Source organism: Candidatus Villigracilis saccharophilus, from assembly GCF_016711665.1.
On record NZ_JADJSO010000048.1, the window covers coordinates 17,181 to 35,996 of the forward strand.

Genomic DNA, 18,816 nt, shown 5'->3' on the forward strand with positions numbered 1-18,816 from the left:
TCAGACATTTTTTTATGAGGAGGCACGGATTTTACCGATACACCAGTAATCCTGGTCTTATCTCTGCCCTCTGCGCGTAAAGTGTTCGCATATAAAACTCAATGTGTTCAAGGGAACCCGTCCGTCTAATCATATCGACAATGCGCAATCCCAAATGGTCCGCTCCGCTCATAGTATCTGTACTGCTCGCAGCCATCCTTGTGCCTGTGGCTTTCACAGGGTATTTCTCCATAAAGGATGGCGAAACTGAATTTGCCTCGCAAAATTACGCAAGCGCAGCTGATTCGTTTTCACGCGCTGCCCGTTTTTTCCCCTGGCGGAATGATCTCTGGGAGCGGGCCGGTATTGCCGCAAGCGCGGGCGGAGATGCATTGCGCGCGATTGCTTTCCTAAAACGCGTCCCACAACTATCAGAGCAGGGCTGGCTGTCGCTTGCATTTTCCTATTATTCATACGGCGACATGCCATCCGCGCTTGAAGCGTATCAACAGGGATTGCAGTTTTACGATTCACCTTCCTTATACGCAGGGCTTGCATTTATATATCGGCAACAAAAAGACTGGAACTCAGAACGCGATGCTCTTATGAATCAAATTCAATTAGGCACGAATTCGGGAGATGTCTACGCTCATTACCGGCTTGGACTTCTGTTGACTTTTACAGAGACCGGGCAAGCGCTTTCAGAATTAATGACCGCTTCATCTCTGAACCCTGAATTTGATCCTGCGGTGCAGACAATGCGCTCCGCTTTGAATATATCCGCCGCACAAACCGATCCGTCACAGCAGTTTGTGACCATAGGGCGTGCGCTGGGATTAGTTCAGGAATGGGATCTGTCGATGGAGGCCTTTGAGAAAGCCATCGAATTTAATGCGGAAAATGCTGAGGCATGGGCTTGGCTCGGCGAAGCGAAACAACAGATCGGTCAGGATGGAGGCGCGCAACTTGACCAGGCTGTGACTCTCGACCACACCTCTGCCACTATTCGCGCACTGCGCGGCTTATATTGGAACCGTCAGGGGAAATATGCTCAGATGCTTGCGGAATACTTATTAGCTGCTGAGTACGAGTCGGCCAATCCCGCTTGGCAGGCTGAGATCGGGAATGCTTATTTTAAACTTGGCGATCTTGCTTCAGCCTTGAATGCTTATCAACTTGCTGCAGACCTTGCGCCGAACGATGTGACCTATTGGCGGTTATTGGCTATTTTTTGCGGCGATAACAATGTGCATACCGAAGATGTGGGTTTGCCCGCCGCGCAAAAAGCAGTGGAACTTGCGCCTGATGATCCTTTGGCCTTGGATGCGTTGGGTTGGCTGTATCTCTCTTCCGGAAGACTTGCAAACGCCGAGCAGGTTTTATTGGATACCATTGAGCGATTTCCGAATCATTTTCCCGCACATATTCATCTGGCCATGACCTATCTGGCACAGGATGATCGCACTGCCGCTTTTGCTGAATTAACTTATGTTCGTGATGCAGATATGAATGGTCCCGAAGGTGCGTTTGCCATTCAACTACTTGAAAAATATTTTCCATAAAGATATTTCTATTTGAGATAAAGAATAATATTCCCTCATGATAAAATCACGATTATGAATCGTATGCTGACCGCCCTCACTGTATTGATCGTACTTTCATTCGCCTGTTCCACCACAACAACACCGGCCACCCCTGCGCCGTTAGACCTGAATGCGCCATCTGGAAGCATGTTATTTCAAGATGATTTTACCCAGCCTGTTACTGGCTGGGATCGCTTTACGGCCTCTGAAGGCACCATAGATTACGATGCGGGCGGATATCGATTGCTGGTTAATTCGCCTGAAACGAATTTTTGGTCAACACCCCATAAGAATTTTGCTGATATTCGTTTGGAAGTCGATGCAGGCAAGTTGGGCGGGCCGGACGAGAATCGCATTGGGTTGATCTGCCGTTATACGGGCACTGATTATTATTTTTTTATGATCTCCAGTGACGGTTTTTATGGGATTGGGATGTATTCTGGCGAAAAAGCTCTCCTGCTTGGAACTGACGAATTAAAGTCGGACCATAATATCAAGACCGGCTTGGCGGTTAACCATCTCAGGGCAGATTGCATAGGCGACACGCTCACATTTTATGTAAATGGAACTCAAGTCGCCTCAGCGCAGGATGCAACATTGAAGTCGGGCGACGTCGGGCTTCTTGCGGGGACGTTCGGGCAGCCTGGAGTGGATGTGATCTTCGATAATTTCGTGGTCTTGAAGCCGTAAGTATATGATGTAATACAGTAACGCTGCGGTTATGTTTCGCATTATTTCTATGGTCTTTTCAAATCAGGATAAGTGTCACTTTCACGAAATGGGGGAAGGAATGTATAATGTTTGTGCGTTAATTCACAAAAAATCCGATGTTTCATAATATGTAAAATATAGAAGGAGCAAAACATGACGGCTCAATTAATTGACGGAACTGCGATTGCGCAGAAGGTTCGTGATGAGGTTAAGGCAAAGGTTGCAACGAGGATCGCGGCTGGAAAGTCGCAGCCGGGCCTGGCAACTGTATTGGTCGGTGACCGTGTAGACTCAGCCGCATATGTGGGCATGAAACAGAAAGCATGCGCTGAATTGGGTATGACTTCGTATCATCACCCCGTACCTGCAGACATCAACCAGGAAGACCTTGAGAAACTAATCAAGGAATTGAATGCAGATCCAAAAGTTAACGGTATTTTGGTGCAATTGCCCCTGCCATCACACCTTGACGAAGAACGTGTTCTGCAGCTCATCAGTATTGAGAAGGATGTAGACGGCTTCTCCCCGATCAACCTTGGCCGTCTTGCGCAGAAGGGGCGTGAACCGCTCTTTGTTCCGTGTACTCCTTATGGATGCATCTACCTGCTCAAGGAAGCTGGCGTGACGATCAAGGGCGCCAATGCGGTCGTGCTGGGACGTTCAAACATTGTGGGTATGCCGGCTGCATTGCTGCTTGTAAAGGAAGATGCCACGGTCACAGTTGTTCATTCGCGTACGAAGGATATTCCCGCAGTTTTGCGTCAGGCAGATATCGTCATCGCAGCGATTGGCCGCGCGGAAATGGTGCGCGGTGATTGGCTCAAGCCCGGCGCTGCTGTCATAGACGTGGGTATTAATGGCATTCCGAAACTTAATCCCGACGGCACACAAATGATCAGCCAGAAGACGGGCAAACCGCTCCAGAGACTTGTTGGTGATGTCAATTATGAAGAGGCAAAGGAAGTTGCGGGCTTTATTACCCCTGTGCCTGGCGGCGTCGGTCCCATGACCATTGCGATGCTGATGAATAATACACTTCGTGCCGCGGAGATTCAGGACCCATAAGCTGGCAAGAGAAAGTTATGGCAGATCAGTTTTCAGTCCCGTCGATAGGCGGGACTTTTTATATTATCACCCTTGACATAATATCAATTTATTACTATTATTAATATGTTAGTAGTAAGAAATTGATAATACTGGAAGGAGCAAAAATGACTGATGTTAGCGCACAAATCAAGAAATTCCAGAAAGAGTTGAATTCAGGCACATCAGCCCTCGTGCTGTTGAGTGTTCTCAGTCGAAGCAAAGAAGCGTTATATGGGTATCAGATCGCAAAAATGCTTGAAGAAAGCAGCCCTGAGTTCCCAATGATGAAACAAGGGACGCTTTATCCGGTCCTGCGTTCTTTGGAAGAGAACGGATTATTGGAAAGTACTGTGGAACCTTCTGTCTCAGGCCCGCCACGCCGATATTATATGATCACTAGTGACGGGCGCTCCGCTTTAGAGGAATGGCTTGTGATATGGAAGCAGACCAAGAAATTTGTAGACATAATCTTGAAAGGATGACATCATGTTTAATACCACTGAAGAATATCTCGAAGCTTTGAGAAACGAAATGAAAGATGCCGACCCTGCATTATTACAGGATGCGCAAGCAGATGCCCGCGAACATTTTTCCACTGCGTTGGCGGTGGTCCGAGATGCAAAACCTGATTTGAATGAAGCAGATGTTTTGAAAACGATTATCGAAGAATATGGTACTCCCGAAGAAACTGCCGCAGCTTACAGGGAAGTGGAAAGGCGCACATCCCCGGCATTGAAACAGCCCGTCAAGTCACAGTCAGCATTCGGTCGCTTCCTTGGAGTGTATATGGACCCGCGTGCATGGGGTGCGTTGCTTTATATGTTCATTGCTTTTGTAACCGGCGTGTTTTACTTTACCTGGGCCGTTACTGGGATATCAGTTTCTGTATCGTTTTTGATCTTCATCTTTGGTTTTCCGTTTGCGCTTTTATTTTTACTCTCTGTGCGCGGATTGGCTTTGCTCGAGGGCCGCCTTGTAGAAGCATTGCTCGGGGTGCGTATGCCTCGGCGTCCGTTGTTTTCACATCAGGGTATGAAGTGGCTTGACAGACTCAAAGCGCTATTAACTGATAAGGCCACCTGGCTTATGCTTGTGTATATGATCGCCCAATTTATTTTGGGCACGATATACTTCGTTTTGATTGTTACTGTCTTGAGCATTTCTCTCTCATTTGCTGCCATCCCGGTTTTACAGGAAGTATTTCAACAAGGTGCGATATTCGATGGCGGAGTACGGTTTTTCTTTCCGGTCTGGTCATATCCACTTTTGGTTGCTGGCGGATTCTTCCTATGGACTTTGTTCATGAACATTGTGCGTGGCATTGGTCAATTGCATGGACGGTTTGCCAAGATGCTGCTTGTATCTGAATAACATACATTGTTGAAACAAAAAACGACAACTCTTTCGAAAGAGTTGTCGTTTTTTGTTTGAGGTGCAGGTACAAATTACTTTTTAATAAATATTCCCAAATGATTTGCGACGGCACGCTGTCTGCCGGGGATATTCATGTCGATCGGAGAGTTTAAGACACGTGGTTTCCCATCTGCGCCTTTCATCACCATGGTGGATGAACCGCCGCCATCCATGTTTACGCCAGTATAGATGCCATAGGAGATCAATATGTTCGCCAGTTCTGGGAAGGTGACACCTTCACTGTACCCTGGTTGACGGCCGTCAATTACCATGAAGGTAAGCCATCGCCCGTTTCTATTTAATCCCAGCGCAGTACGCGGATTTGGCAATGCTGCGGCTAGGTTTTTCACTGCAGCTCCTTTTTCGACGACCATGCGGTCACCGGATACTGCATTGAATATATTTCCTGGAGCTGTGTTTATACTAACCTGGTTGCGCGCGCCGATATAGACCTCAGGCTGGATGGTATTCAAGGGTGAGTATATTTTTCCGCGTGATGCTGCAAAACCCTGCGTTTTAACCGGGTCGCCGCCATTTGGACAGTATGTTGTCGGCACATAGCTGGCGGGTAAATAATCAAACCCGTCTCCATTGATGGCAAAATGCATCTTGAATTCCTCAAGAAATCTGGATGTTTCGCGGGTGCAAATAATTCCTTCCGGGTTTGAGGTGGGGGTAACCAGAAATTCGAAGTTGGGAGTTTTCAAGTCAATCACAGCTACGTGGAGAACGATTGGACGAGGCACACTCAGCACTTTGCGAAAATATGTGATCCCATTAAATAAAACTTGCTGTATCGAGGAGGGACGAGGCGTTCCCAAAAGGATCAAATAATTTTTGGAACACCAACCGGATAAGCCGTCCAGTCGTTCGATTTTTACCCAATTTGGATCAGTTGTATCATCCAGCGCTGGCAGTGAGTCATTCTTGTAGACTGTTCCAACAACTCTGGCTGATGTGGAAGGTGCTTCGCGTATATACAGACTGGCAGCGTTTACTTTATACCAGTTATTAGATTCGTAACTTGGGATGGGGTCGGGCTGGTCATACGGATCCGGGGGAGGCGTTTGCCCATTGGCATCGATCAAAAATTCTGACTGACACCAGCCCGTCAAACTTCCATCTGTCTTGCGAATGTTCAGCCAGGCATTGTCAGAAGTCGCCCCTATTTTTTGAACCAGTTCTGCGAAGTAAACATAGCCGATCGCGCCGTAGGATAACCCCGGTCCATCAAAGACCTTTAATGACGAGCTGGTTACCCGGTACGTACCCTGGCTGTCCGGATTGGGGTTCGGGGTGGATATTTTTTTCAGATATGTGGCAGAACTCCAGCCTATCAAACTTCCATCCATCTTGCGGACGTTGAGCCAGGTTCTATCTGCGTTGGCACCGATTTCTTCCACAATTTCATTGAGGCGAATAAAACCGAGAGATTTATAGGTTGTGCCTGGCCCCTCGCGGACGTTCAGGGATGTGGCCGTAACCCGATACTGTGGATACGTGGGGGGCGGTGGGGGAGGCGGTGGTGGTGGCGGTGGCGGTTGAGAGGATAGTTTAAACCTTGCACGGAAAGCATCCAGATCGCCGTTGAAATAATTCAGATCAATATTGAGACTTTCCACGCCATACAGCGTGCCGTCTCCATTATCTGTATATTGCCAGAAAAGCCACTCATTTTTCGACCAGGGCTTCGGGACCAAGGGGTCGGCTGTATTGTAGTTGGCGATCCATAAGGGATATTGATGAAAATACGCCAGGTTGGCTGCTTGAGTATTGGGGTTTGGCGCAAATTCCAGCCAGTAATAATAGGCGGTGTAAATTGCAATTTCCTTGCCGGGAATCAGTACTTTGAGTCTTTCCAGAAATGTATACCAATGCTTCCAACCCTTATACGCCCCGTTATATCGATCCTCAAAATCTGCAAATAACGGAAGTTCACCGTAATCTCCCTCGAATTGCTGTACCCAAAGATCGGCCTGTTTTTTGGGGTCTGCGCGGCTGTCATAGAACCAGTAAGAACCGCGTGGAAAACCTGCGGTTTTTGACTCGCGCCAATTGGCTTTAAAATCCCTGTCCGCCCAAAGGTTTTGACCGGCGCGCAGGATCACATATTCTGCGGCGGTGCGCATTTTTGCAAAATCAATGCCTTGAGGGGTCTGCGGGTCATCCTGATAAAAACTGACATCCGGACCGATGATGTTAGCCATGCTGATCTCCTTATTGTTGACTGCCTGTTGAAATTATATCAAAAAGAAAATTGCGTTTTTATTAGATGACGCTTTCAAAATGTGTGATAACCGGCTTGGAGCCGGGTTTTCCTTCGATGGCGACGGCGTCAATCTGCCAGTGATCTATTTCATGGCCCGCGCTGTAATGTTGTGCGCAATTGATCATATGTTTTTGTTTGGCTGGGGTAATATTTTTTTCTGGATAAAAATCCCTGCTTGAGGTCAGTGTTTTGACTTCCACGAATATTGTGACATCGGCCTGCTGTGCAATGATATCTATTTCCCCATATGGCGTGCGGACATTACGCGCGATGATCTGGTACCCTTTTTCTGCCAGCCAGTCTGCGGCGACGGACTCGCCCCACGCGCCGATCTCTTTTTTGTGCTTCGTCATTCCGAAAAGCTTTCCAAAAGTCTGCGCAGGCGGATGGACCAGTTGCCTTTGCGCGGCTTTGATTCTTTTACCAATTCCTCGTAATGCTTTAGCAGGATGGCGCTGACTCGTTCAATGTCATATGCGGTAGAGGCTTCTCGTGCTGAGACACTCATTTGAGCACGCAGGCCCGGGTCAAGACAGAGGCGGGTAAGTTTCGCGGTGTAGGCAGACAGTTCATGAGTCGAAAGGAAGCCAGTAATGCCATCTTGTACGGTATCACCCACGCCAACAGATTGAATTCCCATTACGGGGAGCCCTGCGCCCATGGCTTCAATGACAGAAAGCGGGTGAACTTCAGTAACAGAAGCTGTCACGAAAATATCACACATGGCGAGGTATGCTGGAAGTTGATCGTAGGCGATTCTGCCAGTTAGGCGGACTCGTTCGGAAAGATTTAACTCCCCAACCAGAGAGCGGATCTCCTCCTCGTACATCTGGACCCCGCTTCCGAGCAATAGTAGGTGTGTCTGCGGAAGTGCTTCTGCAATCCCCGCAAACGATCTTAATAGGAGAGGCAGGTTTTTTTCAAGCGCGATGCGGCCAGCATAAACAAGCAGGATATCATCTTGCTTGTAGCCGAATTGGTCGCGGGGGAGTGGTTGTGCTGTAAGGAAATCCTTAAGATCCACACCGTTCGGCACCACTTCGATATCTCTCTCGACATTTAACTGGCGCAGGATTTTTTTCATGCCCTTCGAGGGCGCAATGACAAGATCCACCGCGTTACAAAAAGAAGGCATGTAGGCCTGTAAAAGCCCCTGACTCATTTCCTCGGGCATCATGGGCAAATAAGCCTGTGCATACAGGTCATAGCGTGTGTGATTGGTGTAAACGATCGGAATATCACGGCAATATCTTAAAGCAAGCCGCCCGCTCAGGAATGGATGCTGTACATGGATAACATCCATGGTTTGCAAAAGTTTTCTGGCGGCACGCGAATACCGCATCGATAGGTAAAATCCAGAATCTGCCAGCGGTACGCCGCGGCTGCGGACCACATTTTTCTCGCCGTCTTCATAATCGAGATTGCCGAACGTGAAGACGTAAACATCATGTCCCGCCAGTTCAAAATAGCGCTTATTGATATCGACATAGTTGGTTATGCCGCTGACATACGGTTTATATGAATCCACCATCATTCCAATTCTCATGCTAATATGCTAAGACAAGGCGGGAGGAATGTCAAGCAGAAAATAGAGTACTGAAGGATGATAAAATCCACCATAAGGAGAAATATGGTCGCTAAATTGATTTTGAGAGACAAGGAATATGAAGTGCGCCCAGGCATGGCTTTGGCGGATGCACTGAAAAAGAGTAATATCGTGCCCGAATCGGTTATCGCGGTCCGTGATGGCGAGTTGATCACCGACGATGAGATCCTGAAAAATGGCGATGTGATCAAGCTTGTCGCTGTAATTTCTGGCGGATAAAAATTATGAATTGTCGTCGATGTGACAGGAAAGCCTCCGTCCATATGCGTCAGCATAAATTGGCTTTATGCAAGGAACACTATCTCGAATGGATCCCTGAGCAGACCGCGCGCTTTATCAAAAAATATGAAATGTTTGCGCATGATGAGAAGATTCTTGTTGCGGTTTCTGGCGGCAAGGATTCTCTCTCGTTATGGCACATTCTCATCAAGCTGGGTTATCAGGCTGACGGACTATATCTTGGCCTTGGCATTGATGAAGGTATCAATTATTCGCATGAATCCCAGCGCTTGACCGAGGAGTTCGCTGCCAGTCATAACCTGAAACTCCATATTGTCGATATTGAAAAGGAATATGGTCAGCCCATCCCTGTGATCGCGGAAAGAAGTCATCGCGGACATGGGAAACCGTGCGCTGTGTGCGGCCTGGCAAAACGCCATGAAATGAACCGCATTGCGCGCGACCTTGGGTATGATGTGCTCGCGACGGGTCATAATCTTGACGACGAGGCGGCTGTGCTTTTCGGCAACACATTGAACTGGTCCAGTGAATACCTTTTGCGGCAGGGACCTGTCTTGCCCGGCACGGCTGGATTGGCCCGCAAGGTCAAGCCATTGTGTCGTTTTTACGAACGCGAAATGACCGCCTATGCCATTATGAGCGGCATTGAATATATATATGAAGAATGCCCATTCGCAGATGGATCGCAATCGATTTTTTATAAAGAGTCTTTGAATCAACTGGAAACTGCCCGCCCAGGCGCGAAGCTTATTTTTTATTTAAATTTTTTGGAGGCGAAGAAAAGTGGGAAATTATTTTTGGAAAAAAATGTGGAGTTGGCGAATTTGCATCCCTGTCCCCGCTGCGGACAACCCACATCAACCCCAGATCAATGTTCATTTTGCAGGATGATTGAGAAGACTCAAACTGAAACGGGGTAATGCTTATCTCAATAACGTCGAGATCAACCCAAGCAGAAATAATCCCAAGGCCGTGTAAACTGCCAGCCGTTCCTCTGGAAAAATTGAGAATGTAGGAGCGTCAAAACTGGTTTGCTGCAGATCAGCGCGCTCGGGGATTTCATGCTTGCCAAGCAGCGCGTCTCGAAATTCGATCACATTATTAGGACGTTCATCCGGATGCAATGACATTGCCCATAAGATGGCTCGTTCCACGCGACTGCTGATGCGAGGGTTAAGTTCTCGTGGCCGGGTCAGACTGCGGGTGTCCAGGAAGCGTTTACGTGCTTCAGCGGGAGGTTCATTGGTCAGCAGGTGATACAAGGTTGCGGCAAAAGAAAAAATATCGGCGCGGGCTTCCGTGTGAGTATCATCACCGCCATATTGTTCGAGTGGTGTGTATAGCGCAGTTCCTTGCCCCTGGATGATCGTAATCGTGACTTCGTTCGGCGCGAGAATCTTGACAAGACCGAAATCTACCAGCTTGATCACCCCGCTGGGTGTGATCTTTAGGTTACTGGGCTTAATATCACGATGGATAATGGATGGTTCCTGATTATGCATATAATTCAAGGCATCGGCAATTTGCACAGCCCAGCGGATGACTTCACTTTCTGAGAGGAAGGTTTGGTCGCGCCGCGCTGCCAGCATGCGTTCACGCAGGTCCTTGCCGGGCACATAGTCCATTACCAGGTAGTCGCGCGGGCCGTCTGAAAAGAAATCGGATACTTTTGGGAGGTTGGGGTGATCGAGGCGCGCCAAAACAGATGCCTCGCGAAAGAATTGTTCGCGTGCCTGTTTAAAAACTTCGATCGGGAGAGCCTGGTTGTGTTCAACTTCCTTGATCGCGCATAATCTACCTTCCAGGCGGGTATCGTCTGCAAGATAAATACTGCCGGTGCCGCCTTGTCCGATCTGTTCGCGGATCTTATAGCGGTCACGCAGGGTCTCCCCATTTTTTAACGGCTGGGGCAAATCTTCTCCTTATTGCCTAACGGCGGACTCTGGGCAGGGGGTGTGCTTAATGAGGTGATATTTTCGGCGTGTATCACCCTTTATATTAAGAACATAAAAATTTTCACCTTGCCTTGCACAGAATACCGATTTTCTGCTATATTATAAACGTCTTTCCATGGAGCATACACCATTCTTATGATGTTATTATACACATTGAAATTTGAGGGTCTTTTTGGGATTTGTATTTTTGAGGCAATATGAAAAAAAAACAACAACAAGATGAGGAGTATCCAATTCTCGTCGCGCAGGATGGTCCGCTAAAAGGACAACGTTGGAATTTAAGCCGCACATTAATGGTTGGGCGCGATCCCACCTGTGAGGTAATTATTCAGGACCGTCAGGTGTCCCGCTTCCATGCGCGCATTTCACCTACACCTGAAGGCGTCACGATCGAAGATCTCGGCAGTAAGAACGGTACCATTCATAATGGCGTTGAACTGGCCACCCCGGTCATGCTGCAGGATGGCGATCTGCTCGGCATTGCACTTGCTCAACAATTTTTATTTCTCACGTCTGATGCGACCATGCCGCTTGCGGATGGCGGCATGCGTTCCTCCCGCTTGCTGATGGATCAGAAATCCAGGCAGGTTTGGGTTAATCAACAACAGGTTGCGCCGCCATTATCTGCACAGCAATTCAGGTTGTTGTGGAAGTTGTACGAGAGTCAAGGTCAGGTCATCAGCCGCAGTGAGCTTGTCAGTATTGTGTGGGGTGAGGAGCAAATGGCAGGTGTCTCAGATCAGGCATTGGATGCGCTTATCCGCCGCCTGCGTGACCGCCTTGCGGCGCTTGATCCAACCCATCAATTTATCGATACCGTGCGCGGTCATGGTATGCGGCTGGATAACCCGCCGGTCGGGGATTAAACATTATGGATGTTCAATCAGAAAAGCTTCTGGCCCAGATCATTCGCAATACTCGCGTTGCATCATTGGGCACATTGCGTGACGAATCTCCGCTTGTTTCCATGGTGGCTTATGTCTCCGCGCAGGATTTTTCCGCATTTTACATTTTTGTCAGTCGCCTGGCGCAACATACAATTGATATGCAAAAAGATAAACGCATGTGCCTGCTCATAGCGGAGACCGATGATGGTCGCGCTGACCCGCAAACACTGGCAAGAGTCACCATTCGCGGCTCTGCAGAGATGATGGAAATTGGCGAACCTGGGTATACCCCGGTCAAGCGCCAATATATTGAACGCTTCCCGGAGTCTGCAATGTTGTTTAATTTGGAAGATTTTGGCATGTGGCGCATTAAACCGAAAGGCGGGCGATATGTGGCCGGCCTTGCGAAGGCATTTAATATTACGCCTGAGACCTTGTTAAAAGTTGCGGCTCGTTAAGTATGGATCCGCTAAAACTACTGGCAGTTTTTGCTCATCCTGATGACGAATCAATGGGGATGGGCGCGACACTGGCGAAATACTCCTCCGAAGGAGTGGATACACACCTTGTCTGCGCAACACGCGGAGAGCGGGGCTGGTTCGGCCTCGAGAAAGAGAATCCAGGCTTGAGCATTCTTGGTCAAATCCGCACGGTTGAGCTGGAGAACGCGGTTAAAGGACTCGGCATGACGTCGCTGAGTTTTCTCGATTATATAGACGGTGAAGTGGACAAAGCCGATCACGCCGAAGCTATTGGAAAAATCGTCACTCACATTCGCCGAATCAAGCCACAGGTCGTCGTGACCTTTCCGCCCGATGGGAATTACGGCCACCCCGATCACATCGCTATCGGACAATTCACATCCGCCGCCATCGTTTGTGCTGTAGACGCAAGTTATGAAGATTCGGCAAACCTTCCATCGCATCGTGTTTCCAAACTTTATTACATGGTGGATGGGGAGAACTTCATCAACCTCATTTCCCCGTTTGTGGATGATATGACCTTTCGATTGGATGATCAGATCCGTGCAGAATTTCCGTGGAAGGATTGGATGATCACTACTCGTATAAATATGGCCGAACATTGCGGCATCGCATGGGATGCCATTCAATGCCACAAGAGTCAATTGGTTACCATTGGCGCATTGGCAGATATGCCAAAAGAATCAGCCGCCGCAGTCCTCGCCATGCAAGGGACTTTTTATCGAGCATATAGTTTGGTCAATGGGGGCAGGGAAGCGGAATCGGATCTATTTGCGGGATTGAGGTAAACGCAATTCGGGGCTGGTCACAAAAGACCAGCCCCGAATTGTGTTATCCCATTTTCTTTTTCATCGAATACTTCAGCGCGATCTTGAAGACTTCACTGAGCCTTTGCGCGATTGGCTGGGCTTCGGTGTTTCCCTGTTCGGCTTGAGCATCCATTTGAGTCACCAGCCCACTTAAGGCTTCGAGGAACTGGTCATTGATCACGCCATCGTTTTCGGCCAGCATCTGCTCAACCGCCGCGTCGTCCGGTGCCTGGATCAATTGCTCGATGAAAGCCACTTCTGGTGGGGGAGCGCTGGCTTCCTGTAAGACTTGCGCCATTTTTTGCAGTTTCCCCATGCGTGTGTAATCATTCTTTTCAGAGGCCTGCCGCAAAAGCTGGTTCACCACTTCCACAGAGTCTTGTGTGAAGTTCTCGATATTTTCACGAGTCGCTTTCTCCACATCCTCTTCCTTGAGAAGCGACTCAATAAAATCCGTTGCCTGTTTGAAACGCGCTTCAAGTTGTTTGTCCACTTCAGCCACAAAGCCAAGTACTTTTTCCCGGATGGTTTCAAGCCGCGTCTTTTCATCGCCTGAAGCCTTGTCGATCTTCTCCGTCAAATTCTGGAAGAAAACATAGTCCATGCCGCCGCGCGCAAGTTGGACATAGGCGCGGATGCGGGCATCATTCTGAGCTTCGAGGACGAAATCCAACAATTTCTCGCGGTTGAGGCTTTGTCCCGCTTCCTGCAATATCTTTGTTGCAGCTTCAATTTCTCCAACAGATTCCTTAAGTTGACGGCCAAAAGCAGTTTCTTCCAGCAGTTGTTTCTGCAATTCGATCAATGCGCGGGCAATGGGCTCCTGTCCGCTTTGCATGGCGTTCTGCGCGATGCGGCTAAACAGCCCGAAGAATTGTTCGTCAATGATCTTTTCGTTCTGTTTGATCATTTCCGAGCGGACTTCCGCTGTGGTGACTTTGATCAGGCGCTCAACCAGTTGCACACGTTCCTGCTGGGTTTTGATCATTTCAGATGAAATGCCATCCTTGTTTAGAATGGTTTCCATCATCGACTCAAAAGTTAGGTTGGCTTGCGGACTAAGCAAATATCCTTTTCTTTTTTCAGCCGGCAGACGATCCATGACCTGACGGATCAACGGACCGATCAATTTTTCCTGCTCATTGATGGGCATGCCCAATTCCATGGGGAAGAAGGTCAACAGCAATTCCTTTTCGTTGTCATGATATACAACAGGAGTTGCAAGCCTGCCTTCATACCCGCAGAATTGACAACGGGCAAAGTTAGATTGTCCGCTCAATAGGCGTTGTTTGGCGGCGGGTTCGTATGTGACGTCGAATAATTGTTCAACGTTGGCTGGGATCGTTTGTCTGCAGCGCGGGCAAGAGATTTGTGTTTGTGCCATATATGATTTTCCGATTTCTTTAATTTACGTCGTTGCGAGGAGCATATCCGCTCCTCGCAACGACGTATTATGATAACTATCCGACCAATTCCTCGAGACGGTCAATATAACTTTCCATCACTGCGAAGGTTTCTTCAACAGCTTTGGGTGTGGTCAGGTCAACGCCGGCTTTCTTCAATACATCCAATGGATAAACGGACGAGCCTGATTTAAGGAAGCCAAGGTAATCTTCCACAGCGTTTGGCTCACCACGCAGAATTCTGCCTGAAAGAGCATGCGCGCCCGAGATGCCGGTCGCGTACTGATAAACGTAGTAATCCGCAAACAGGTGACTGAACGTAGACCAGACCATGCCCACGCGCGGACGGTCTATCTTCACCTTGGGACCAAAACCCTCGGTAAATAGATCAGCCATCAGATTTTGCATTGAATCGGCTGTCAGGGGTTCGCCTCGTTCGGAGCGTTGGTGTGTCTCCAGTTCAAAGCGGGCCAGTGTCGGCATCTGGAAGAAATACCTAAAGAAGTTGCCGCCGACCGCTTCCTCGATCAACGAGATCAGGAAGTTTTTGTCGGTGATGGTCTTGAGCAGATGTCCGCGCATCATGGCCTGGTTAAAGTTCGAAGCGACTTCAGCCACGAAGAGCGAATAATTGGAATAAGCCAGCGGTTGGTTTTGCCAGGTGAGGTACGAGTGCATGGAATGACCAAGCTCATGCGCGAGCGTGCTCATACTGCCGACATCATTCGTAAAGGACATCATGATGAATGGATGGGTCTTGGGTGCGCCATAAGAGAAAGCGCCATTCATCTTGCCTTGATTGGCGGTGGAATCAACCCAGCCATCTTTGAGGGTACCCTGTCGAAGTGTATTTACATAATCCTTGCCCAGTGGAGCGAGACTATCGCTGATTAAGTCCACGGCTTTTTCGTAGGAAAGTGTGGTTTTCTTTTTGCGATTGGCGCCCACATATCGTAATATTGGATTTCTTTTAAACCCAATGCCTTGCGGCGGATCTCAAAGTAGCGATGCCAGATCGGTAAATTCTTCTTGAAAGTATCAATGAGGTTGTGGAATACTTCTTCAGGGACGTTATTGTTGAACAAGGATGCCGAGAGGGTTGTGTTGAACTTGCGCACGCGCATATTGAACACATTGGCACTGATGGAAGTTGATAGATTCGTGGCCAGCGTATTCTTGAATTCGATATGCTTGTCCTGATAGCTTTCAAACGCGCTCTGGCGAACTTTGCGGTCGGGGTGTTCCAGCAGGGTGGAATAGAAATTACCCTGAGTTACATCATGCTTTTTGCCTTTGCTGTCCACAGCGGGTGCAAATTTGAAATCGGCATTCACCAACATGCTGGTGCTCGTGGACGGTCCGCCAAATGGGTCGGCCAACATGCCGAGGATTTCCTCCACTTCGCCGGAGCGCACATGCGCCTGCTGGCGGAAGAGATCATCAATGGCCTGATTGTACTCAGCCAGCTTCTTATTCTCCTTCATCCACGCGCTGAGCTTTTTCCTGCCGATCTTAAGCAATTCAGGGTTTAGGAACGAAACTGCCGCGGCTACCTGACCATACATACCCTGCGCTTTTCCGATCATCGCGCCTGCGGCTTGATTTGTTGTATCCACGGCGTAGGAAAACTGCGCGTACATAAATATGGTTTGCGCGCGCAGGATCAGATCTTCAATGGCTGTGTATCCCTTCAGCAGGGCAGTGGAACTCTCGCTGAGTTTGCCTTCAAATTTCTTTACTTTGGGAATATCGTTCAGAACCGCCTGTAATGCGGCTTCCCATTCCTTTGGCGATTTGTAAACACTTTCAGCGTTCCATGTATATTTTTTGTTGACTTTACTGCGTAAGGGAATTGTGGCCATGTGTTTATCCTTTTTTTGATTTGCTATTTGATTTTACCATTTGAGAAGATTTGAAAACACTCCAGCTCTGTTCATCGCGGGAGGGAGAAACAGATCCTCGCGCCAGAGTCAGGTTTCGTTGAGCCGTTTGAAGCGTCTGCCCAGATGCGGCCGCCGTGGGCTTCAACAATCGCGCGCGCAAGATAGAGTCCCAGGCCTGCGCCTTTCGTCTGCTTAACCGCCCCAGTTGACCGATAAAATCTGTCAAAAATATGCGGCAGGTCTTTTGCTTCGATGCCGCTGCCTTCGTCGCTCACACAAACAATGATTTGCTCAGGACGCACACTGCCGCTGATCTTGATCTCGCCGCTGGGCGCGTATTTAATTGAATTAGAAACGAGATTTGCCATTACCTGTTCGATGCGGGTTTCATCACCGATGATGATGGGAAAATTTGGCGGAAACTCAGCGACAAGATGGTGTTTGGGCGACTGCGCCGCGAAACGCCCGATCACCCTTAACGCCAGGTTGGGGATGGCGACATCGGCCTGGTTCAAGCTTAGGCCGCCAGCCTGCAAACGTGAAGCATCCAGCAGGTCATCGATCATCTTCGACAAACGATCGGCTTCATCTTCGATAACGGCCAGCGAATCACTAATGGTGCGTTTGTCCCAGCGCGCATCATCGCGCCGCAGTGTGGAGGCATATCCTTTAATCAGCGCGACCGGTGTGCGAAGTTCATGGCTGACGATGGATATAAAAGTCGCCTTGATCTCATCTGCGTTGCGGAAATGGGTAATGTCGCGCACGCTGACAAAGACATTCCGTAATTTATTTTCACTGGATAATAGAGGGGCGTAAGTGATCCCTACTGGAAGATGCGGAGGCAGGGGTCGTGCGATGTCGCCTTCGACATAAAGGGTTGCGTTGGGGGTCAGCGGCCAGCCGCTTGACACTGATTCTTCAAGGGTTGTGCCTTGCGGCTCCTTCTTCCAGTGCACGATCTCATTATGTTTTTTGCCGACAATTTCATCGCGGGTCAGACCGTAAAGTTTTTCAAATGCTCCGTTACAGCGTTCGATCACCAACTCGGCGTTGAGGATCAAAATCCCATCTGCCGCGGATTCCAATAACGCGTCCAGCCGTTGTTTTTCGTAGGAGACATCCCCGTATAGTTGGGCGTTAAATACTGCAATCGCCGCCTGGTCTGCGAAAGATTGCAAAAGAATGCGGTCGTTAGGGGTGAACAAGTCCGCATAGTTTCGGAAGATAAAGATGACGCCGATGATCCTTCCCTGCGCGGCAAGGGGCAGACCAGTGCCGTTAAGCAGTCCCATGCTTGCGGTATAGGTTAGGTCTTTCAACATGCGGTTCAGTTCACGCACGTCCAATTCACTGACAATTTCCTCTGCGAGTAAGGGCGTGAGGTAGCTCATGAACGCGGGGGCGATTCCATGTGCCGCAGATACACGCCAGCCTTCAGGTTGTTTGAGCGCGATGATGCCTGCCTGTCCCGCCAGCATTTCAATCGAGACTCGTAAAATGCGCGCCAGCAACTTCTCAAGATCTAACTCTTGAGTGAGCATGCGTGAAATTTCGAGCAAATAATCTCGTTGGCGAACGCGGAAGTCGGGAAGCAGGTTGGAGGGGAGCATGGTTTGTGGAAATCAGGATGCTAAAGGAGTGCAAGTATTTTATCACCGGGTTGGGCTGATAATCATTGGAGGTGTATTAACAATTGGAGTACGCGCAATTTAGAACACTTATCCATAATTTTCTTGAATTAATTTCTAATGATTTTGTGTTAGATTTATAGGTGAGGTAAAAATGAATAAAATTTTATACAAAACCCTTGTCATCTTTTTAGCATCCATGCTGCTCGTATCCTGTGGCGGAACAGCATCTCCGACGCAGGATGTTAATGCCGTCATGACTGCGGCGATCAACACGATGGTCGCATCCTTTTTTACGACACAGACCGCCAGTGTCCCATTAGCTACGCCAACCCTTGCCCCCAGTTTAACGCCGGTCCCTACCGCCACGATTGTTTATCCGACCGCCACACTTCCACCGCCGCCCACAGCAGTGATCGTCTATTCCACACCCATTTTGGGGACGGCCGTTCCAACCTTAACACTGGGAACTCCGGGGACGTTTGTGACTGCAACAGTCAATCCCGTTTCACTAGGTTCAGGATGTAATAATTTGGCATTTATCCGTGATGTGACCATCCCTGCGGGAACCACCCTTAAACCAGGCGAAAATTTTACAAAAACATGGAAGGTTCAAAATACAGGTACCTGTCCGTGGATGTACCAATACAGGATGGTGTTGGTCAGTGGGGAGGAATTCAGCGCCGGGTCAACAAAATTGGACAGACAGGTTACTGTCAATGACTGGTCCGAGATCTCTCTGAACATGGATGCGCCCAATAAAGAAGGCACCTATACGGCTTATTGGCGTTTATCTGATGGAGTAAATGCTTTTGGCGCAACACTTGTACTCTCTTTTCAAGTGGTCAAATGAAAATCGCTTAAACTTCATTGTATAGA

At 48.7% G+C, this 18,816-nt stretch carries 19 protein-coding genes; 11 read left to right on the forward strand and 8 right to left on the reverse strand.

The features are described 5' to 3' along the window. The first annotated feature begins 140 nt into the window (after window positions 1–140). The 5 genes from IPL17_RS14490 to IPL17_RS14510 all read left to right on the forward strand — a co-directional run bounded on the left by IPL17_RS14490 (window position 141) and on the right by IPL17_RS14510 (window position 4,730). Window positions 141–1,541 (forward strand): tetratricopeptide repeat protein, encoded by a 1,401-nt coding sequence (locus tag IPL17_RS14490; protein ID WP_345307790.1) that lies wholly within the window; start codon window positions 141–143, stop codon window positions 1,539–1,541. Window positions 1,542–1,595: 54 nt separating this feature from the next. Continuing rightward, window positions 1,596–2,252 carry a hypothetical protein gene (locus tag IPL17_RS14495; protein ID WP_345307791.1) on the forward strand — a complete coding sequence of 219 codons (657 nt, stop codon included), beginning with the start codon at window positions 1,596–1,598 and terminating at the stop codon, window positions 2,250–2,252. A gap of 174 nt (window positions 2,253–2,426) precedes the next feature. Then, a complete protein-coding gene (locus IPL17_RS14500; protein WP_345307792.1) occupies window positions 2,427–3,338 on the forward strand; it encodes a bifunctional 5,10-methylenetetrahydrofolate dehydrogenase/5,10-methenyltetrahydrofolate cyclohydrolase in 912 nt (303 codons plus the stop codon). A 146-nt stretch (window positions 3,339–3,484) separates the two neighbouring features. Further along, window positions 3,485–3,841 carry a PadR family transcriptional regulator gene (locus tag IPL17_RS14505; RefSeq protein ID WP_345307793.1) on the forward strand — a complete coding sequence of 119 codons (357 nt, stop codon included), beginning with the start codon at window positions 3,485–3,487 and terminating at the stop codon, window positions 3,839–3,841. 4 nt (window positions 3,842–3,845) lie between these two features. After that, window positions 3,846–4,730, forward strand: coding sequence for a sensor domain-containing protein (locus tag IPL17_RS14510; protein ID WP_345307794.1), 885 nt, complete (start codon window positions 3,846–3,848; stop codon window positions 4,728–4,730). Window positions 4,731–4,804: 74 nt separating this feature from the next. Here the strand turns inward: IPL17_RS14510 and IPL17_RS14515 are convergent, their stop codons facing one another. The 3 genes from IPL17_RS14515 to IPL17_RS14525 form a co-directional block, all read right to left on the reverse strand. Then, complete coding sequence (locus IPL17_RS14515; protein WP_345307795.1) at window positions 4,805–6,979, reverse strand: SH3 domain-containing protein; 2,175 nt, start codon at window positions 6,977–6,979, stop codon at window positions 4,805–4,807. 61 nt (window positions 6,980–7,040) lie between these two features. Then, window positions 7,041–7,394, reverse strand: a complete 354-nt coding sequence (locus tag IPL17_RS14520; RefSeq protein ID WP_345307796.1) for a YraN family protein — start codon at window positions 7,392–7,394, stop codon at window positions 7,041–7,043. Further along, entirely contained in the window at window positions 7,391–8,587 is a 1,197-nt protein-coding gene (locus IPL17_RS14525; protein ID WP_345307797.1) for a glycosyltransferase, read from the reverse strand. The genes IPL17_RS14520 and IPL17_RS14525 overlap by 4 nt, the downstream gene beginning before the upstream one ends. Window positions 8,588–8,671: 84 nt before the next feature. Between IPL17_RS14525 and IPL17_RS14530 the strand changes: the two genes are divergently transcribed. Both IPL17_RS14530 and IPL17_RS14535 read left to right on the forward strand, forming a co-directional pair. Beyond that, window positions 8,672–8,866 (forward strand): MoaD/ThiS family protein, encoded by a 195-nt coding sequence (locus tag IPL17_RS14530; protein ID WP_345307798.1) that lies wholly within the window; start codon window positions 8,672–8,674, stop codon window positions 8,864–8,866. A gap of 5 nt (window positions 8,867–8,871) precedes the next feature. After that, on the forward strand, window positions 8,872–9,807 hold the full coding sequence (locus IPL17_RS14535) for an ATP-binding protein (RefSeq protein WP_345307799.1): 936 nt from the start codon (window positions 8,872–8,874) through the stop codon (window positions 9,805–9,807). A gap of 3 nt (window positions 9,808–9,810) precedes the next feature. Here IPL17_RS14535 and IPL17_RS14540 read toward each other — a convergent pair whose 3' ends face one another. Then, window positions 9,811–10,800 carry a serine/threonine-protein kinase gene (locus tag IPL17_RS14540; RefSeq protein ID WP_345307800.1) on the reverse strand — a complete coding sequence of 330 codons (990 nt, stop codon included), beginning with the start codon at window positions 10,798–10,800 and terminating at the stop codon, window positions 9,811–9,813. A gap of 239 nt (window positions 10,801–11,039) precedes the next feature. Between IPL17_RS14540 and IPL17_RS14545 the strand changes: the two genes are divergently transcribed. From IPL17_RS14545 to IPL17_RS14555, 3 genes are read left to right on the forward strand one after another with little or no spacing between them, the layout of a single operon-like run. After that, window positions 11,040–11,708 carry an FHA domain-containing protein gene (locus IPL17_RS14545; RefSeq protein ID WP_345307801.1) on the forward strand — a complete coding sequence of 223 codons (669 nt, stop codon included), beginning with the start codon at window positions 11,040–11,042 and terminating at the stop codon, window positions 11,706–11,708. 5 nt (window positions 11,709–11,713) lie between these two features. Then, a complete protein-coding gene (locus tag IPL17_RS14550; RefSeq protein ID WP_345307802.1) occupies window positions 11,714–12,187 on the forward strand; it encodes a pyridoxamine 5'-phosphate oxidase family protein in 474 nt (157 codons plus the stop codon). Between the two features lie 2 nt (window positions 12,188–12,189). Continuing rightward, window positions 12,190–12,999 carry a PIG-L deacetylase family protein gene (locus IPL17_RS14555; RefSeq protein ID WP_345307803.1) on the forward strand — a complete coding sequence of 270 codons (810 nt, stop codon included), beginning with the start codon at window positions 12,190–12,192 and terminating at the stop codon, window positions 12,997–12,999. 43 nt (window positions 13,000–13,042) lie between these two features. Here the strand turns inward: IPL17_RS14555 and IPL17_RS14560 are convergent, their stop codons facing one another. The 4 genes from IPL17_RS14560 to IPL17_RS14575 all read right to left on the reverse strand — a co-directional run bounded on the left by IPL17_RS14560 (window position 13,043) and on the right by IPL17_RS14575 (window position 17,919). Continuing rightward, window positions 13,043–14,404 carry a CpXC domain-containing protein gene (locus tag IPL17_RS14560; RefSeq protein ID WP_345307804.1) on the reverse strand — a complete coding sequence of 454 codons (1,362 nt, stop codon included), beginning with the start codon at window positions 14,402–14,404 and terminating at the stop codon, window positions 13,043–13,045. 76 nt (window positions 14,405–14,480) lie between these two features. After that, complete coding sequence (locus tag IPL17_RS14565) at window positions 14,481–15,323, reverse strand: M3 family metallopeptidase (protein WP_345307805.1); 843 nt, start codon at window positions 15,321–15,323, stop codon at window positions 14,481–14,483. Further along, on the reverse strand, window positions 15,314–16,285 hold the full coding sequence (locus tag IPL17_RS14570) for a M3 family metallopeptidase (RefSeq protein ID WP_345307806.1): 972 nt from the start codon (window positions 16,283–16,285) through the stop codon (window positions 15,314–15,316). Before IPL17_RS14570 ends, IPL17_RS14565 begins: the two co-directional genes overlap by 10 nt. 71 nt (window positions 16,286–16,356) lie before the next feature. Beyond that, window positions 16,357–17,919: an ATP-binding protein gene (locus tag IPL17_RS14575; RefSeq protein WP_345307807.1), complete on the reverse strand. Its 1,563-nt coding sequence runs from the start codon at window positions 17,917–17,919 to the stop codon at window positions 16,357–16,359. 172 nt (window positions 17,920–18,091) lie between these two features. Here IPL17_RS14575 and IPL17_RS14580 point away from each other — a divergent pair, with 172 nt between their 5' ends. Continuing rightward, window positions 18,092–18,790 (forward strand): NBR1-Ig-like domain-containing protein, encoded by a 699-nt coding sequence (locus IPL17_RS14580; protein ID WP_345307808.1) that lies wholly within the window; start codon window positions 18,092–18,094, stop codon window positions 18,788–18,790. Window positions 18,791–18,816: the final 26 nt, after the last annotated feature.

What these genes read in the sequence shown, in the direction of transcription:
- IPL17_RS14490 (WP_345307790.1), top strand. Translation starts at nt 141, where the DNA reads ATGCGCAATCCCAAATGGTCCGCTCCGCTCATAGTATCTGTACTGCTC.
- IPL17_RS14495 (WP_345307791.1), top strand. Translation starts at nt 1,596, where the DNA reads ATGAATCGTATGCTGACCGCCCTCACTGTATTGATCGTACTTTCATTC.
- IPL17_RS14500 (WP_345307792.1), top strand. Translation starts at nt 2,427, where the DNA reads ATGACGGCTCAATTAATTGACGGAACTGCGATTGCGCAGAAGGTTCGT.
- IPL17_RS14505 (WP_345307793.1), top strand. Translation starts at nt 3,485, where the DNA reads ATGACTGATGTTAGCGCACAAATCAAGAAATTCCAGAAAGAGTTGAAT.
- IPL17_RS14510 (WP_345307794.1), top strand. Translation starts at nt 3,846, where the DNA reads ATGTTTAATACCACTGAAGAATATCTCGAAGCTTTGAGAAACGAAATG.
- IPL17_RS14515 (WP_345307795.1), bottom strand. Translation starts at nt 6,979, where the DNA reads ATGGCTAACATCATCGGTCCGGATGTCAGTTTTTATCAGGATGACCCG.
- IPL17_RS14520 (WP_345307796.1), bottom strand. Translation starts at nt 7,394, where the DNA reads ATGACGAAGCACAAAAAAGAGATCGGCGCGTGGGGCGAGTCCGTCGCC.
- IPL17_RS14525 (WP_345307797.1), bottom strand. Translation starts at nt 8,587, where the DNA reads ATGAGAATTGGAATGATGGTGGATTCATATAAACCGTATGTCAGCGGC.
- IPL17_RS14530 (WP_345307798.1), top strand. Translation starts at nt 8,672, where the DNA reads ATGGTCGCTAAATTGATTTTGAGAGACAAGGAATATGAAGTGCGCCCA.
- IPL17_RS14535 (WP_345307799.1), top strand. Translation starts at nt 8,872, where the DNA reads ATGAATTGTCGTCGATGTGACAGGAAAGCCTCCGTCCATATGCGTCAG.
- IPL17_RS14545 (WP_345307801.1), top strand. Translation starts at nt 11,040, where the DNA reads ATGAAAAAAAAACAACAACAAGATGAGGAGTATCCAATTCTCGTCGCG.
- IPL17_RS14550 (WP_345307802.1), top strand. Translation starts at nt 11,714, where the DNA reads ATGGATGTTCAATCAGAAAAGCTTCTGGCCCAGATCATTCGCAATACT.
- IPL17_RS14555 (WP_345307803.1), top strand. Translation starts at nt 12,190, where the DNA reads ATGGATCCGCTAAAACTACTGGCAGTTTTTGCTCATCCTGATGACGAA.
- IPL17_RS14560 (WP_345307804.1), bottom strand. Translation starts at nt 14,404, where the DNA reads ATGGCACAAACACAAATCTCTTGCCCGCGCTGCAGACAAACGATCCCA.
- IPL17_RS14570 (WP_345307806.1), bottom strand. Translation starts at nt 16,285, where the DNA reads ATGGCCACAATTCCCTTACGCAGTAAAGTCAACAAAAAATATACATGG.
- IPL17_RS14575 (WP_345307807.1), bottom strand. Translation starts at nt 17,919, where the DNA reads ATGCTCCCCTCCAACCTGCTTCCCGACTTCCGCGTTCGCCAACGAGAT.
- IPL17_RS14580 (WP_345307808.1), top strand. Translation starts at nt 18,092, where the DNA reads ATGAATAAAATTTTATACAAAACCCTTGTCATCTTTTTAGCATCCATG.